Source organism: Plantibacter sp. CFBP 8804 (assembly GCF_014841225.1).
GTDB classification, from domain to species: Bacteria; Actinomycetota; Actinomycetes; order Actinomycetales; family Microbacteriaceae; genus Plantibacter; species Plantibacter auratus.
Genome location: NZ_JACYTU010000001.1, coordinates 470,685 through 484,944, shown reverse-complemented (window position 1 = coordinate 484,944; position 14,260 = coordinate 470,685). Strand labels below are relative to the sequence as shown.

Annotated in this window: 14 protein-coding genes; 12 read left to right on the top strand and 2 right to left on the bottom strand. The window is 69.6% G+C overall.

The window, feature by feature from the left end; translation table 11 throughout:
* Positions 1 to 24: 24 nt before the first annotated feature.
* The 5 genes from leuA (at position 25) to IFU11_RS02240 (ending at position 6,059) form a co-directional block, all read left to right on the top strand.
* Complete coding sequence (gene leuA, locus IFU11_RS02260; RefSeq protein ID WP_086473476.1) at positions 25 to 1,785, top strand: 2-isopropylmalate synthase; 1,761 nt, start codon at positions 25 to 27, stop codon at positions 1,783 to 1,785.
* Positions 1,786 to 1,911: 126 nt separating this feature from the next.
* Entirely contained in the window at positions 1,912 to 3,096 is a 1,185-nt protein-coding gene (locus IFU11_RS02255; protein ID WP_191940953.1) for a sensor histidine kinase, read from the top strand.
* Entirely contained in the window at positions 3,093 to 3,782 is a 690-nt protein-coding gene (locus IFU11_RS02250) for a response regulator (protein ID WP_079705757.1), read from the top strand. The genes IFU11_RS02255 and IFU11_RS02250 overlap by 4 nt, the downstream gene beginning before the upstream one ends.
* 109 nt (positions 3,783 to 3,891) lie before the next feature.
* Positions 3,892 to 4,650: an ABC transporter ATP-binding protein gene (locus IFU11_RS02245; protein WP_079705758.1), complete on the top strand. Its 759-nt coding sequence runs from the start codon at positions 3,892 to 3,894 to the stop codon at positions 4,648 to 4,650.
* Entirely contained in the window at positions 4,647 to 6,059 is a 1,413-nt protein-coding gene (locus IFU11_RS02240; RefSeq protein WP_192018051.1) for an ABC transporter permease, read from the top strand. Before IFU11_RS02245 ends, IFU11_RS02240 begins: the two co-directional genes overlap by 4 nt.
* Positions 6,060 to 6,065: 6 nt before the next feature.
* Here the strand turns inward: IFU11_RS02240 and IFU11_RS02235 are convergent, their stop codons facing one another.
* The gene (locus IFU11_RS02235) at positions 6,066 to 6,734 is read right to left on the bottom strand and encodes a trimeric intracellular cation channel family protein (protein ID WP_079705760.1); all 669 of its coding nucleotides are present in this window, start codon (positions 6,732 to 6,734) and stop codon (positions 6,066 to 6,068) included.
* An 83-nt stretch (positions 6,735 to 6,817) separates the two neighbouring features.
* Here IFU11_RS02235 and recO point away from each other — a divergent pair, with 83 nt between their 5' ends.
* The 4 genes from recO to IFU11_RS02215 are packed head-to-tail and all read left to right on the top strand — an operon-like array spanning position 6,818 to position 9,228.
* On the top strand, positions 6,818 to 7,555 hold the full coding sequence (gene recO / locus IFU11_RS02230) for a DNA repair protein RecO (protein WP_064293640.1): 738 nt from the start codon (positions 6,818 to 6,820) through the stop codon (positions 7,553 to 7,555).
* Positions 7,552 to 8,373 (top strand): isoprenyl transferase, encoded by an 822-nt coding sequence (locus IFU11_RS02225; protein ID WP_124769218.1) that lies wholly within the window; start codon positions 7,552 to 7,554, stop codon positions 8,371 to 8,373. Before recO ends, IFU11_RS02225 begins: the two co-directional genes overlap by 4 nt.
* Before the next feature lie 28 nt (positions 8,374 to 8,401).
* Entirely contained in the window at positions 8,402 to 9,082 is a 681-nt protein-coding gene (locus tag IFU11_RS02220; RefSeq protein ID WP_085510728.1) for a DsbA family oxidoreductase, read from the top strand.
* Positions 9,079 to 9,228: a hypothetical protein gene (locus tag IFU11_RS02215; RefSeq protein WP_192018050.1), complete on the top strand. Its 150-nt coding sequence runs from the start codon at positions 9,079 to 9,081 to the stop codon at positions 9,226 to 9,228. The genes IFU11_RS02220 and IFU11_RS02215 overlap by 4 nt, the downstream gene beginning before the upstream one ends.
* Here IFU11_RS02215 and IFU11_RS02210 read toward each other — a convergent pair.
* Positions 9,219 to 9,737, bottom strand: a complete 519-nt coding sequence (locus tag IFU11_RS02210; RefSeq protein WP_192018049.1) for an aminoacyl-tRNA deacylase — start codon at positions 9,735 to 9,737, stop codon at positions 9,219 to 9,221. The genes IFU11_RS02215 and IFU11_RS02210 overlap by 10 nt on opposite strands.
* 51 nt (positions 9,738 to 9,788) lie before the next feature.
* Here IFU11_RS02210 and dusB point away from each other — a divergent pair, with 51 nt between their 5' ends.
* From dusB to dnaG, 3 genes are all read left to right on the top strand, one after another.
* Positions 9,789 to 10,949 carry a tRNA dihydrouridine synthase DusB gene (dusB, locus tag IFU11_RS02205; protein WP_085510729.1) on the top strand — a complete coding sequence of 387 codons (1,161 nt, stop codon included), beginning with the start codon at positions 9,789 to 9,791 and terminating at the stop codon, positions 10,947 to 10,949.
* A gap of 25 nt (positions 10,950 to 10,974) precedes the next feature.
* A complete protein-coding gene (locus IFU11_RS02200) occupies positions 10,975 to 12,222 on the top strand; it encodes a deoxyguanosinetriphosphate triphosphohydrolase (protein WP_137241789.1) in 1,248 nt (415 codons plus the stop codon).
* Between the two features lie 88 nt (positions 12,223 to 12,310).
* Positions 12,311 to 14,185: a DNA primase gene (dnaG, locus tag IFU11_RS02195; protein WP_137241788.1), complete on the top strand. Its 1,875-nt coding sequence runs from the start codon at positions 12,311 to 12,313 to the stop codon at positions 14,183 to 14,185.
* Positions 14,186 to 14,260 lie beyond the last annotated feature (75 nt).

The following is a 14,260-nucleotide window of genomic DNA, read 5'->3' as shown; positions in this document are numbered from 1 at the left end:
ATCCCACGAGGAGATCCCAGGATCATGAAGAACACCCAGACCCCATCAGGCATGCCGGTCCATCGCTACCGCGCCTACCAGGACCAGTTCGACGTCTCGCTGCCCGATCGCACGTGGCCTGACCGTCGGATCACCGAGGCCCCGCGCTGGTGCGCCGTCGACCTCCGCGACGGCAACCAGGCCCTCATCGACCCGATGAGTCCCGAGCGCAAGCGCATCATGTTCGACCTGCTCGTGAAGATGGGCTACAAGGAGATCGAGGTCGGGTTCCCGAGCGCGAGCCAGACCGACTTCGACTTCGTCCGCAGCCTCATCGACGAGGGTGCGATCCCCGAGGACGTCACCATCCAGGTGCTGACCCAGGCACGCGACCACCTCATCGAACGCACCTACGAGTCGCTGCGCGGCGCGAAGCAGGCGATCGTGCACCTGTACAACTCGACGAGCATCCTGCAGCGCGACGTCGTGTTCCGCAGCGACAAGCAGGGCATCATCGACCTCGCCCTCCACGGCGCCCGGAAGTGTCGCGAGATGGAGTCGACCGTCCCCGGGACGCAGATCTACTACGAGTACTCGCCGGAGAGCTACACCGGTACCGAGCTCGAGTTCGCCGTCGACATCTGCAACCAGGTGGTCGAGGTCCTCGAGGCGACCCCCGACCGCAAGGTCATCATCAACCTGCCGTCGACGGTCGAGATGGCCTCGCCGAACGTCTACGCGGACTCGATCGAGTGGATGAGCCGCAACCTGGCCAACCGCGAGAACATCATCATCTCGCTGCACCCGCACAACGACCGCGGGACCGCGATCGCGGCAGCCGAGCTCGGCTACCTGGCCGGTGCCGACCGGATCGAGGGGTGCCTCTTCGGGAACGGCGAGCGCACCGGCAACGTCGACCTCGTCGCGCTCGGCATCAACATGTTCACGCAGGGTGTCGACCCGCAGATCGACTTCAGCGACATCGACGAGGTCAAGCGGACGGCCGAGCACTGCAACCAGCTGCCGGTGCACGAGCGGAGCCCGTGGGCGGGCGACCTCGTCTTCACGGCCTTCAGCGGTTCGCACCAGGACGCGATCAAGAAGGGCTTCGAGGCGATGTCCGTCGACGCCGTCTCCCAGGGAAAGGACGTCGCCGACCTCGAATGGGCCGTGCCGTACCTGCCCGTCGATCCGCAGGACCTCGGGCGCAGCTACGAAGCGGTCATCCGCGTGAACTCGCAGTCGGGCAAGGGCGGCGTCGCCTACCTGCTCAAGACCGATCACGCGATCGACCTGCCGCGTCGCCTGCAGATCGAGTTCTCCGGCGTCGTCCAGGCGAAGACCGACGCCGAGGGCGGCGAGGTGACGAGCGGCCAGATCTGGTCGATCTTCCAGGACGAGTACCTTCCGGCAACGGTCGCGGACGCGAAGTGGGGTCGGTTCGAACTGCAGTCCACGAAGACGTCGAGCGACCTCACCGGCACCGTGGTCCTCGAGGTCGCCCTTCGCGACGGCGAGCAGGTCGAGGAGCGCACCTCGACCGGCAACGGACCGATCGCGGCCTTCCTCAACCTGCTCTCCGGGCGCGGCATCGAGGTCACGCTGTACGACTACGTCGAGCACACGCTGAGCGCCGGAGGCGACGCCGAGGCGGCCGCCTACGTCGAGCTCCAGGTGAACGACCAGCGCCTCTGGGGCGTCGGCATCGACGGAGACATCGCGACGGCCTCGCTCAAGGCAGTTGTCTCGGCGGTCAACCGGGCCGTGCGCACGCAGGTCGAGGCGCGGGAACTGGCCTCCATCTGACGATCCCGCTGCGCCGGGTCGGCCTTCGGGTCGGCCCGGCGCAGCGCTGTCCTCCGGTGTACACCCGGAGGATGATCTTCCCGCGGGAGGACGGGGTGACCGGCCGCCAGGTCGTACGGTTGGGGGATGCTCCGCTCGCTCCGACCCGGCCAACTGGCCCTCGACATCGCGCTGCCCTCGGTGCTGTTCCTCGTCACGTTCGCGGCATACGCCGCTCGGCCGACCCAGTACGTCATCGTCCTGCTCGGCATGTGCGTGGCGCTCGCCCTCCGCCGCCTGGCTCCCGGGATCTCCCTCGCCGTCGCCTGGGTCGCGGCGCTGGCGCAGATGCTGCTCCTCCTGGCACCAGATCCCGCGAACTTCGCGATCCCGGTCGTGCTCTACGCGGCGGCGAGTTACGGCGGACGGGCCCTGCGCTGGATCTCCTTCGCCTCCGCGTTCGTCGGAGCCGCGCTCATCGCGTTCTATGTGATCGTCGTCCCGAGCTGGACCTCCAACATCTCCGCTGAGATCAGCACCTTCGGTCTGGCGAACGACCTGACACCGGTCGCGCAGGTGACGGTCGGGCTGTTCATGTTCCTCGCGTTCGCCGCCTTCTTCGGCCTCGCTTGGACCGCAGGTGTCCTCATGCGCACCTGGCGGCTCGCCCGCGAGAGCCGACAGGCGCAGCTCCTGGCCGAGCGCGACGTCGCGGTCGAGCAGGAGCGCAACCGGATCGCGCGCGACATGCACGACGTGGTGGCACACTCCCTCGCCGTGGTCATCGCGCAGGCCGACGGTGCCCGATATGCGCTGGCCGCAGACCCGGACTCGGCCGACCAGGCGTTGCGGACGATCTCGAGCATCTCCCGCGAGGCCCTCGCCGACGTCCGGGTGTTGCTCGCGCAATTGCGATTCCAACAGACCGAGGGCCCGCAGCCGGTCATGGCCGACCTCGACCGGCTCTACGAGCAGTTGCGAGGAGCCGGACTGGACGTGGTGGTCCAGAGCCACGGTCAGGAACGACCGGTGGCGACCGGTTCGCAGCTCGCCGTCTACCGGATCATCCAGGAAGCGCTCACGAACGCGCTCCGACACGGCGACCATCGGGGGCCGATCGACGTCCACCTCGACTGGACCGGACCCGAGCTGCAGCTCTGGGTCGTCAACCGGGCCAAGGTCGAACCGCCGAAGGCCGGCACGGGGCACGGACTCGCCGGGATGAACGAGCGCGCTACGCTGGCAGGCGGCAGGTTCGGGACGACCCTGGTGGACGGTCTCTTCACCGTCTACGCATCGATCCCGTACGCGACGGTGGGAGTGACGAGATGACCGATCCGAGTGATGCGACGGCAGCGGGGGCGATCACGATCGCGCTGGTCGACGACCAGGCGCTGTTCCGAGGCGGGATCCGCATGCTCATCGGTTCGCAGCCGGACCTCCGCGTCGTCGGCGAGGCCTCCGACGGGCGTCAAGCGGTCGAGCTGGCCGCACGGACACGTCCGCAGGTCATCCTCATGGACGTCCGCATGCCGGTCATGGACGGGATCGAGGCGACGAAGACGATCCTGGCTGAGGCGGACGCGCGCGGGGGCGAGCGGCCTCGGATCGTCGTGCTGACCACCTTCGACCTCGACGAGGCGGCCGCGACGGCCATCCGAGCCGGCGCGAGCGGGTTCCTGCTCAAGGACGCGGAGCCGGAGTTCCTGCTCGCAGCGATCCGCACCGTCCATGCCGGGAACGCGGTCATCGCCGCGTCGGCCACCCGCGAGCTGTTCGAACACTTCCAGCAGGCGCCGGCCGCTCCGGCCGCACCGCAGCGGTATGCCGAGCTCACGGCGCGCGAGCGCGAGATCTTCCTCCTCGCGGCGCGCGGGCTGAGCAACTCCGAGATCGCCGCTGCCGAGTTCCTCAGCGAGGCGACCGTGAAGACCCACATCAGCCGGATCTTCGCGAAGCTCGAGGTGCGCGACCGGGTCCAGCTCGTCGTGTTCGCCTTCGAACACGGCTTGGTCTGACCGCGGTCCAGCACGCACCCGCGGAGTGATCGAGGATCATCCCCAGGATGTACCAGGGTCGCTCGTGCGCCCGACGCGCACCCGGCACCTCACTCCGTAGCTTCGGAGTATGACCACTTCAGCACAGCCGTCCGTCGTCGCCAGCGTCCACGGACTCAGGAAGAGCTACGGACCCGCCGACAACCAGGTCGTCGCCCTCGACGGCGTCGACCTCGAGATCGAGCGGGGCCGGTTCACCGCCATCATGGGCCCGAGCGGCTCGGGCAAGTCGACGCTCATGCACATCATGGCCGGCCTCGACCAGGCCACAGCTGGCCGGGTGCGCCTCGGTGACCAGGACATCACGGACCTCGACGACGGGCAGCTCACGATCCTCCGTCGGCGTCGTGTCGGCTTCGTGTTCCAGGCGTTCAACCTGGTGCCGACGCTCGACGTCGCGGCCAACATCCGGCTGCCCTTCGAGCTCGACGCCCGCCGTCCGACCGGTGAGGAGCAGAGCTGGATCGACGTGCTCGTGAGCACGCTCGGACTCGCCTCCCGACTCGGGCACCGCCCGCACGAACTCTCGGGCGGACAGCAGCAGCGCGTCGCGATCGCGCGTGCCCTCGCGACGCGACCCGAGCTCCTCTTCGCGGACGAACCGACCGGCAACCTCGACTCGCGCACCGGGCGGAGCGTCCTGGCCCTGCTGGCGGCGGCCAGCACCGAATACGGGCAGAGCATCGCGATGGTGACGCACGACCCGATCGCCGCGAGCTACGCGGACCGGATCGTGTTCCTCGCGGACGGCCGGGTCGTCGAGGACCGTCCCCGATCGACCGCTGAGCAGATCTCAGCGCTCATGCTCGGCATGGAGCGTGCGGCATGAGCCGGGCCGATCTCGGGCCCCGGGCCCGCGAGCATCGCGCGAGTCTCCTCGTCGCGACGCTCAGCGCCTCGTTCGGCGTCCTGTTGCTCATGGTCACGAGTGTGCTCTCCACCTTCATCCTGGCCGACGACGTCACGGGGTCCAGCGGCACCGTGGTGATCATGCTCATCCTCGCGGCCGCCGTGTTCGTCTCGTTGGCGGTCTACGTCGGTGCGATCGTCACGGCGAACACGTTCGCGACGATCGTCGCCGGGCGGACGAGGACGATCGCGCTGCTCCGCCTGATCGGTTCGACGGCGCGGTCGCAGCGTCGCGCCGTCGCGAAGGAGGGCGTCGTCGTCGGCCTGCTCGGCGGGGGAGCCGGGCTGCTCGTCGGGCTCCTGGCGACCTTCGCGCTCGTGCGGATCGGGGTCGCGACCGGTGTGCTGCCCGAGCTGCCGTACGCGATCATCGAACCGGCCGTCCTCTTGCCCGTCGTCGCAGTCGTCCTGACCACCTGGCTCGCGTCCTGGATCGGCGCACGTCGCGTCCTCACGGTCACCCCGATGCAGGCGATCGGAGGATCGCAGGAATTGAGCCGGGAGGAAGCCACCGCGAGGCCCGCCCGGAACGCTGTCGCGATCGGTCTCTTCGTGGTCGGCGTCCTGCTCCTGCTCGCCGGTGTCGGCGTCGGGCTCGTGTCGCCGCTGGGCGTGCTCATCGGCATCGTCGGCGGGATCGTCTCCTTCTCCGGCCTCGTGCTCGGTGCGCACCTCGTGATGCCGCCGGCACTGCGGCTGGTCGGCCGGCTGTTCGGCACCTCCGCGACGGCTCGACTCGCCGCCGAAAACGCCGTCCGCTACCCGGAGCGCAGTTCACGAACAACGATCGGTCTGGTGATCGGCGTGACCCTCGTGACGATGTTCGCGGTCGCAGCGGCCAACTTCCAGGAGTTCGTGATGAACGCGCAAGCGATGGAGCCGGAACTCTACGAGGGGACGCAGGCCGTCGTCGCGACGACCGTCGGCGTCTTCTCCGCGCTCATCGGACTGAGCGCGCTCATCGCCGCGGTCGGGATGGTCAACAACCTCTCGCTCAGCGTCCTGCAGCGCACGCGCGAACTCGGACTGCTCCGCGCCCTGGGGTTCTCCGCAGCGCAGATCCGTCGCATGATCGTGATCGAGGCGGCGCAGCTCACCATCGCGGCCGTCGTCGTCGGCCTCGTCCTCGGGACGTTCTACGGCTGGGCCGGCGCCCAGTCGATGCTCGGCGCGATCAACGGTTCGCCCGGGCTGATCTTCCCGGTCATCCCGTGGGCCATCGTCGCCGTGATCGTCGTGCTCGCCGCACTCCTCACGGCTGTGGCCTCGGTCGCCCCGTCCCGTCGGGCGACCCGGATCGCACCTGTCGCGGCACTCGCGGTCGACTGAGACGACTCAGCCGCGCGTCGAGCGGCGCCAGATCCGCCATCCGCCGATCTGGCGCTGCTCGGGCAACGTCCACCCGAACCGGACCGCCAGGAGGCGGATCACCGCGGTCGAGGAGACGCCGACGATGGCCGCGATCCCGAGCGGCGCACCGAAGGTCACGGCGAGGACGAGGAGGGCGGTGCCGACCGCGGCCGCCACGGCGTAGAGCGACCCGACGTGCATGAGGGCGACGGGGACGCCGAGCATGACGTCGCGGAGCACCGATCCGCCGACGGCTGAGACGGTTCCGACGAAGATCGCCGGGATGACCGGCAGGCCGGCTGCCAGGGCTTTGGTGGAGCCGATCGCACCGAACATGCCGATCGTCAGGGCGTCGAGACCGATGATGACCGGCCCGAGCCTCGTGATGGTGCGCAGGAGGAACATCCCGAGCAGGGCGGCTCCCGAGGCGACGGGGAGGTACCAGTTGTTCTGGAGGGACGCCGGCACCTGTCCGAGGAGGATGTCGCGGATGAGACCGCCACCGAGTCCGACGACGACGCCGATGATGGCGACGCCGAGCCAGTCGAGCTGACGATCCTGGAATCTGGCCGCGAACATCGCGCCCTGGACGGCGCCGATGGCGACCGCCGAGAGGTCGACCCACAGCGGAACGACGAAGAGGACCTCGTTCACGGCTTCATCTCTCCAGGCGCTCCTTCGATCCCCGACGGCGGTTCCCGGGTCACGTTGTCGGTGCGAGGCGGGATAATCGATGCGTGCCGGTATATCGAGACGAAGTGGTGGTGTTGCGGACCCACAAGCTCGGCGAGGCCGATCGCATCGTCACCATGCTCTCACGCAGCAGGGGCAAGATCCGGGCGGTCGCCAAGGGTGTCCGTCGCACCGGCTCCAAGTTCGGGTCCCGGCTCGAGCCGTTCATGGTCGCCGACGTCCAGTTCTACGAGGGCCGCAGCCTCGACACCATCACCCAGGCCGAGTCGCTCGGTTCGTACGGCGCCGAGATCAGCGCCGACTACGGGAGCTACACCGCCGCCAGCGCGATGGTCGAGACGGCCGATCGCCTGACGGAGTCCGAGGGCTCCCTGCAGCAGTACCTGCTGCTCGTCGGCGCCCTGCGGTCGCTCTCGAAGCATGAGCACGGTCCGCGGCTCACCCTCGACTCCTACCTGCTCCGGGCGTTCTCGCTCGCCGGTTGGGCACCGAGCTTCGGCGCCTGCTCGAGGTGCGGCACGGAGGGCGAGTACTCCCACGTGGTCGTGCAGCTCGGCGGGGTCGTCTGCGACGACTGCGCGCCCTCGGGCAGCCCTCGCTTGGACGCCGACACCCTCTCGCTCCTCGGAGCACTGCTCTCCGGCGACTGGGAGTACGCGGAGGCCGCCGCCGAGCAGACGGCGTCACGGGCGAGCGGGTTCACCGCCGCCTACGCGCAATGGCATCTGGAGCGCGGCCTGCGGTCGCTCGCGCACCTCGAACAGGATCGGAGCCGCGGGTGACCCCGAAGCCATACACCCACCGCGACGCGGTGCCGTTCAAACCGATCGACTGGACGGGGGAGGTCCCGCCCGAGTTCGCGAAGGGCGAGGTGCCGTCGCACGTCGCGATCGTCATGGACGGCAACGGCCGGTGGGCGAACCGACGCGGACTCACGCGTGTCGAAGGGCACAAGGCGGGCGAGGCCGCACTCCTCGACGTCGTGGCCGGTGCCCTGCAACTCGGGATCAAGCACCTGTCGGTGTACGCGTTCTCGACGGAGAACTGGAAGCGCTCACCCGACGAGGTCCGCTTCCTCATGGGGTTCAACCGCGAAGTGCTCCATCGACGGCGCGACCAACTGAACGAGTGGGGCGTGCGCGTGCGCTGGTCGGGGCGTCGGCCGCGGCTGTGGACCTCGGTCATCAAGGAGCTTCAGACGGCGGAGGAGCTGACGCGCGACAACGACCGCCTGACGCTCACCATGTGCGTCAACTACGGCGGTCGCAACGAGATCGTCGACGCGGTCCGCAGCATCGCCGACGACGTCGCCGCCGGCCGCATCAAGCCGTCGGCCGTCTCGGAGCGTCTCGTCCAGAGTCGGCTCTACCTGCCCGACCTCCCGGACGTCGACCTCTTCGTCCGGAGCTCCGGGGAGCAGCGCACCAGCAACTTCCAGCTCTGGCAGTCGGCCTACGCGGAGATGGTCTTCCTCGACACCCTCTGGCCCGACTTCGGGCGGCGTCAGCTCTGGGAGGCCGTCGAGCGGTACGCCGGACGTGACCGCCGCTTCGGCGGCGCGCGCGACGTGCCAGACGCCCCGGCGCCCTCGGGGGAATGACCGACGGGTGTCGGTGGTTGGCCCTGACATGAGTGAACCCATCAAGATCGACATCTGGTCCGACATCGCCTGCCCGTGGTGCTACATCGGCAAGCGCAAGTTCGAGCGGGGTGCGGCGGAGTTCGCGCAGCTCGGCGACGGACGCGAGGTCGAGGTCGAGTACCACTCCTTCGAGCTGGCACCCGACACCCCGGTCGACTTCGACGGCACCGAGATCGACTTCCTCGTGAAGCACAAGGGCATGCCGGCCGACCAGGTGCAGCAGATGCTCGATCGGGTGACGGGGATCGCCTCGGACGCCGGTCTCGAATACGACTTCGGCATCCTCCAGCACACGAACACGGTGAAGGCGCACGAACTGCTGCACCTCGCCAAGGCGGAGGGGAAGCAGCTCGAGATGACCGAGCGCCTCCTGCGGGCCTACTTCACCGAGGGCCGCCATGTCGGTCGCATCGAGGACCTCGCCGACCTCGCCGTCGAGGTGGGGCTCGACCGGTCCGCCGTGGTCTCGGCACTGGAATCCGGCCAGTACACGCAGGCGGTCCGCGAGGACCAGGCGACGGCACAGGGGTACGGCATCCAGGGCGTCCCGTTCTTCGTCATCGACGGCGCCTACGGGGTGTCCGGGGCGCAGGAGGCGGCCGCGTTCACGCAGGTCCTCGAGCAGGTCTGGACGGAACGCGCGAGCACCGAGCCGGTGCAGGCGTGAGCACGGAGACGACGTCCCCTGAGCGCAGCGTCGATGATCAGCAGCCCGCGACGGTCCGGCCGGCGCTCCGACTCCTCGGGGGCGACGCCGTCGTCTGCGAGGGCGACAGTTGCCTCGTGCTCCCGCCGGAGCTGGCTCAGGACTGAGGCTCCTCCGGCTCGGTGAGGTCCGCGGTGACGGCGCCGATGGCGGTGAGGTACTCCGCCGCGTCGACGAAGGCGCTCCACCCGTGCTCGCCGGCGCCGATCGAGATGCGCCCACCGCGCTCGAGGATGCGCTCGTCCGCGTAGACGGGGAGTGGAGCGCTCGCACCGAGGACGGTGATGGTGCCCCGCTCGTAGCCGGTCGCCTGGAACGCGGTCGCCGCGTCCGGCATCGCGAGCTTGTTCACACCGAGCAGCGTGCGGAACGGCGGCCAGGAGATCTTGCGGCCGCCGGGCACGAGGGCGAAGAGGTAGTCGCCGCTGCGACGCTTCACGACGATCGTCTTGACGATGTCCGCGGGCTCGATGCCGAGCAGCTCCGCAGCCTCGTGGAGACTGCGCGCGGGCGGTCGCTCGACCAGCTCCACGTCGAGACCGAGTGCGGCGGCCGCTGCTCGGACGCGCTCGCGGCCGGACGGCTGGAGGTCGGCGGGCGGGACGGCGTCTGACATGTGGTCCTCACTGGGCGCGGGAGCGCCGATCATCTGGGAGAATCGAGGGTGATGTCTCTTCCTACCACGCTCTCGCAGCGCCCGAGCCTCGCGATCGGGCCCATCGTGCTCGACTCGCCGGTCGTGCTCGCCCCCATGGCCGGGATCACCAACACGGCGTTCCGTCGCCTGTGCCGCGAATACGGCGCCGGACTGTACGTCAGCGAGATGATCACCTCCCGTGCGCTCGTCGAACGCACGCCGGAGACCATGCGGCTCATCCAGCACCACGAGAGCGAGACGCTCCGGTCCATCCAGCTCTACGGCGTCGACCCGAAGACGGTCGCCGAGGCCGTCACCATGCTCGTCGCCGAGGATCGCGCCGACCACATCGACCTCAACTTCGGCTGCCCGGTGCCCAAGGTCACCCGCAAGGGCGGGGGAGCGGCGCTGCCCTGGAAGACCGGGCTCTTCCGCGACATCGTCGAGGGCGCGGTCCGTGCCGCAGGCGACGTCCCGCTCACGATCAAGATGCGCAAGGGCATCGACTCCGACCACCTCACCTACCTCGAGGCCGGCCGGATCGCCGAGGGCGCCGGCGTGGCGTCGATCGCGCTGCACGCCAGGACCGCCGCCGAGTTCTACTCCGGCCACGCGGACTGGTCGGCGATCACCAAGCTCAAGGAGACGGTCACCTCGGTGCCGGTCCTCGGGAACGGCGACATCTGGTCGGGCGAGGACGCCCTCAGGATGGTCGACGAGACGGGTTGCGACGGCGTCGTCGTGGGCCGCGGTTGCCTCGGTCGCCCCTGGCTCTTCGGCGACCTCAGCTCGGCGTTCGCCGGCGAGGGCGGCAAGGCAGAGCCGTCCCTGGGCGACGTCGCGGCCGCGTTCCGGCGTCACGCCGAGCTCCTGGCCGAGTTCTTCGAGAGCGAGGAGCGCGGCTGCCGCGACATCCGGAAGCACGTCGCCTGGTACTTCAAGGGCTACCCCGTCGGTGGTGACCTCCGCGCGAGCCTTGCGACCGTGGAGTCGCTCGACCAGCTCGACGACCTGCTCGCGACCCTCGACTGGACGGCCCCCTACCCGGGTGCCGCAGCCGAAGGCCAGCGTGGGCGCGCCGGCACGCCGAAACGACCGGCACTGCCGTACGGCTGGCTCGACTCGCAGTCGCTGGGTGCCGACGAGCAGACCGAGATCGCGGGAGCGGAACTGGACCACAGTGGCGGATAGCATCATCGAGCGGGGGAGCGTCTCCATGGACCGGGACGGCTACACCCTGCACGACGAAGAACGCTGGATGCCCGAGCACCACTCGACGCGACGCTCCGACTTCGCCCGCGATCGTGCACGGTTATTGCACTCCAGTGCCCTGCGGCGACTCGCCGCCAAGACACAGGTGCTCAGCCCGACGAGCGGTGTCGACTTCGCGCGGAACCGTCTGACCCATTCCCTCGAGGTTGCGCAGGTCGGTCGCGAGCTGGCAGCCAGCCTCGACCTCGCTCCGGACGTCGTCGACACGGCGTGCCTCGCGCACGACCTCGGTCACCCGCCGTTCGGTCACAACGGCGAACGAGCACTCAACGACTGGTCCGCCGCGATCGGCGGGTTCGAGGGCAACGCCCAGACCCTGCGGATCCTCACGCGCCTCGAATCCAAGGTCTTCGGTCCCGACGGCGAGCCGTACGGTCTGAACCTCACGCGCGCGAGCCTCGACGCCAGCTGCAAGTACCCGTGGCCGGCCGCCCAGTCGGTGCCGGATCCCGGTGGTCGCGCCAAGTTCGGGTTCTTCGACGAGGACTCTGCGGCCTTCCGCTGGTTGCGAGCCGGCGCTCCCGAGCGCGTCCGCTGCGTCGAGGCGCAGGTCATGGACCTCGCGGACGACATCGCGTACTCCGTGCACGACTTCGAGGACGCCGTCGTCGGGGAGTACATCGACCCGGCGTTCCTGAACGCGCGCGCAGGACACGACCGCCTCATCGACACGGCGCTGTCCTGGGCCGGCGACGACTTCACCCACGAGGACCTCGCCGCCGCCTTCGACCGGCTGCAGTCCTCGCACACCTGGATCACCGCCTGGGACGGCTCCCGGCGCGACCTCGGTCGCCTCAAGAACTTCACGAGCCAGATGATCGGTCGGTTCGCCGGTGCGGCGACCGCGGCGACCCGCGAGGCCTTCCCGCAGGCCAGCCTCGTGCGGTTCGGGGCTGACGTCGTGGTGCCCCACGGCATCCAGGCCGAGATCGCCCTCCTCAAGGGGATCGTGGCCGCGTTCGTGATGTACAGCGACTCCCGCCAGCCGCTGTACGTCCGGCAGCGGGAGATCCTCATCGAACTGTCGGACGCGGTGTTCGCGCTCGGCGAGTCGGCCCTCGACGTCGGCTTCGCGGCGGACTGGCGGGCAGCCGGGTCCGACGCGGAACGCCGTCGCGTCGTCGTCGACCAGATCGCGAGCCTGACCGATCAGAGCGCCCTCTCCTGGCATGAACGGCACGTCGGCGCCTGACGCTCCTCCACACGGGAGCGGGCCTCCGACTCCGCTGCGCGGAGGCCCTCAGGGATGGACGATGGACGCACGAGACTAGGATCGAAGCATGGCCGGACGGATTCGACAGAGCGATGTTGAAGAGGTCAAGGCACGCACCAATATCGGCGACGTCGTCGGCGACTACGTCTCGCTGAAGTCCGCCGGCGTCGGCTCGCTGAAGGGCTTGTGCCCCTTCCACGACGAACGCAGCCCGAGCTTCCACGTGCGCCCCACGGTCGGGCTGTACCACTGCTTCGGCTGTGGCGAGAGCGGCGACGTCTACAGTTTCCTGCAGAAGATGGACCACGTGACGTTCGCGGAGTCGGTGGAACGTCTCGCTCAGCGCATCGGGTACCCGCTCAGCTACGAGGAGGGCGGCGGCAAGGTCGATCACGGCAACCGGGCTCGGCTCTTCGCCGCCAACCAGGCTGCCGCCGAGTACTTCCAGCAGCAGCTCCACGACGGCGACGCCGACCTCGGGCGGCGGTTCCTCGGCGAACGCGGCTTCGACGCCGCCGCTGCCGACCACTTCGGGATCGGGTTCGCGCCTGCCGGCTGGGACCACCTCATGAAGGCGCTGCGGTCTCGCGGATTCTCCGACGAGGAGATGCTCGCGGCCGGGCTCGTGTCGAGCGGCGACCGCGGGGTCTACGACCGGTTCCGCGGACGCCTCATCTGGCCCATCCGCGACACGACCGGGCAGGTGCTCGGCTTCGGCGCCCGGCGCCTCCGCGACGACGACAAGGGGCCGAAGTACCTCAACACCCCGGAGACGGCGATCTACCACAAGGCGCAGGTCCTCTACGGCCTCGACCTTGCCAAACGCGACATCTCGCGCGGCAAGCGCGTCGTCGTCGTCGAGGGGTACACCGACGTCATGGCCTGCCACTTGGCGGGGGAGACCACCGCGGTGGCGACCTGCGGGACCTCGTTCGGGGTCGACCACATCAAGATGATCCGCCGCGTCATGGGCGACGACTCCGCCACCGGCGAGGTCATCTTCACGTTCGACCCTGATGAGGCCGGGCAGAAGGCTGCGACGCGTGCGTTCGGTGAGGAGAAGCGGTTCTCCGCCCAGACGTACGTCGCCGTGTCCTCCGACGGCCTCGACCCCTGCGACCTCCGCCTCAACCGCGGCGACGGCGCCATCCGGAAGCTGGTCGACGGCCGCGAGCCGATGTTCGAGTTCATCATCCGGCGCACGCTGGCGGGATTCGACCTCGAGACGGTCGAGGGCCGGGTCGGCGCACTCCGGGCGGCCGCTCCGGTCGTCGCCGAGATCCGCGATCCCTCGCTCCGTCCCGGGTATACCCGGGTGCTCGCGAAGCAGCTCGGCATGGAACTCGACGAGGTGGCCCGCGCCGTGCGGGCTGCCGGCGGTGCCGCCGCAGGAGGCTCACAGAACTCCGCACGAGACGCCCGCCAGCAGGGCACCGGCGCACCCGCTGCCGAGCCGCCGCGCGAGCGACAGGCCTCGCTCAACGACCTGCCCAAGGACCCGTCGACGCGCCTCGAGCAAGACGCCCTCCGTGCGATCCTGCAGCTGCCCCAGCACCTCGAACGCCCCATGCTGGAGCGCGCGGTCCAGAGCTCGGTCGCCAACAGTTCCCTCGCCGTGGTGCGCGACGCCATGAGTGTGAGCCTGGACCACCTCGGGACGAACGCCTGGCTCGAGACCGTCATAGCACAGGTCCCACCCGGCTTCGACGGACTGGTCCGCGAGCTCGGGGTGTCCCCACTACCCGAGACGAACGAGGAGAAGCTGCCGAGCTATGTCCGGGACATCGCGCGGGCGCTGATCGACCGCGACCTCCTCGGTCGGAAGGCGGCCTTGCTCGGGTCGTTGCGCCGTACCGACCCCCGCGACGAGTCGCACCGGGAGATCACGCGGCAGCTCGCGGACGTCGAGGCGGAACGGCGTGCGCTCCGCGCCGAGGCCTGACGCGGTCCGCCTTCACCGAGCGTGGCACGTGGCCCCGCCGGGATCGCCGGATACACTCGATGGCGATCCGGTGGC

Bases quoted from the DNA above. Each gene is read 5' to 3' on its own strand.
- leuA (WP_086473476.1), top strand. From the start codon at position 25: ATGAAGAACACCCAGACCCCATCAGGCATGCCGGTCCATCGCTACCGC.
- IFU11_RS02255 (WP_191940953.1), top strand. From the start codon at position 1,912: ATGCTCCGCTCGCTCCGACCCGGCCAACTGGCCCTCGACATCGCGCTG.
- IFU11_RS02250 (WP_079705757.1), top strand. From the start codon at position 3,093: ATGACCGATCCGAGTGATGCGACGGCAGCGGGGGCGATCACGATCGCG.
- IFU11_RS02245 (WP_079705758.1), top strand. From the start codon at position 3,892: ATGACCACTTCAGCACAGCCGTCCGTCGTCGCCAGCGTCCACGGACTC.
- IFU11_RS02240 (WP_192018051.1), top strand. From the start codon at position 4,647: ATGAGCCGGGCCGATCTCGGGCCCCGGGCCCGCGAGCATCGCGCGAGT.
- IFU11_RS02220 (WP_085510728.1), top strand. From the start codon at position 8,402: ATGAGTGAACCCATCAAGATCGACATCTGGTCCGACATCGCCTGCCCG.
- IFU11_RS02210 (WP_192018049.1), bottom strand. From the start codon at position 9,737: ATGTCAGACGCCGTCCCGCCCGCCGACCTCCAGCCGTCCGGCCGCGAG.
- dusB (WP_085510729.1), top strand. From the start codon at position 9,789: ATGTCTCTTCCTACCACGCTCTCGCAGCGCCCGAGCCTCGCGATCGGG.
- IFU11_RS02200 (WP_137241789.1), top strand. From the start codon at position 10,975: ATGGACCGGGACGGCTACACCCTGCACGACGAAGAACGCTGGATGCCC.
- dnaG (WP_137241788.1), top strand. From the start codon at position 12,311: ATGGCCGGACGGATTCGACAGAGCGATGTTGAAGAGGTCAAGGCACGC.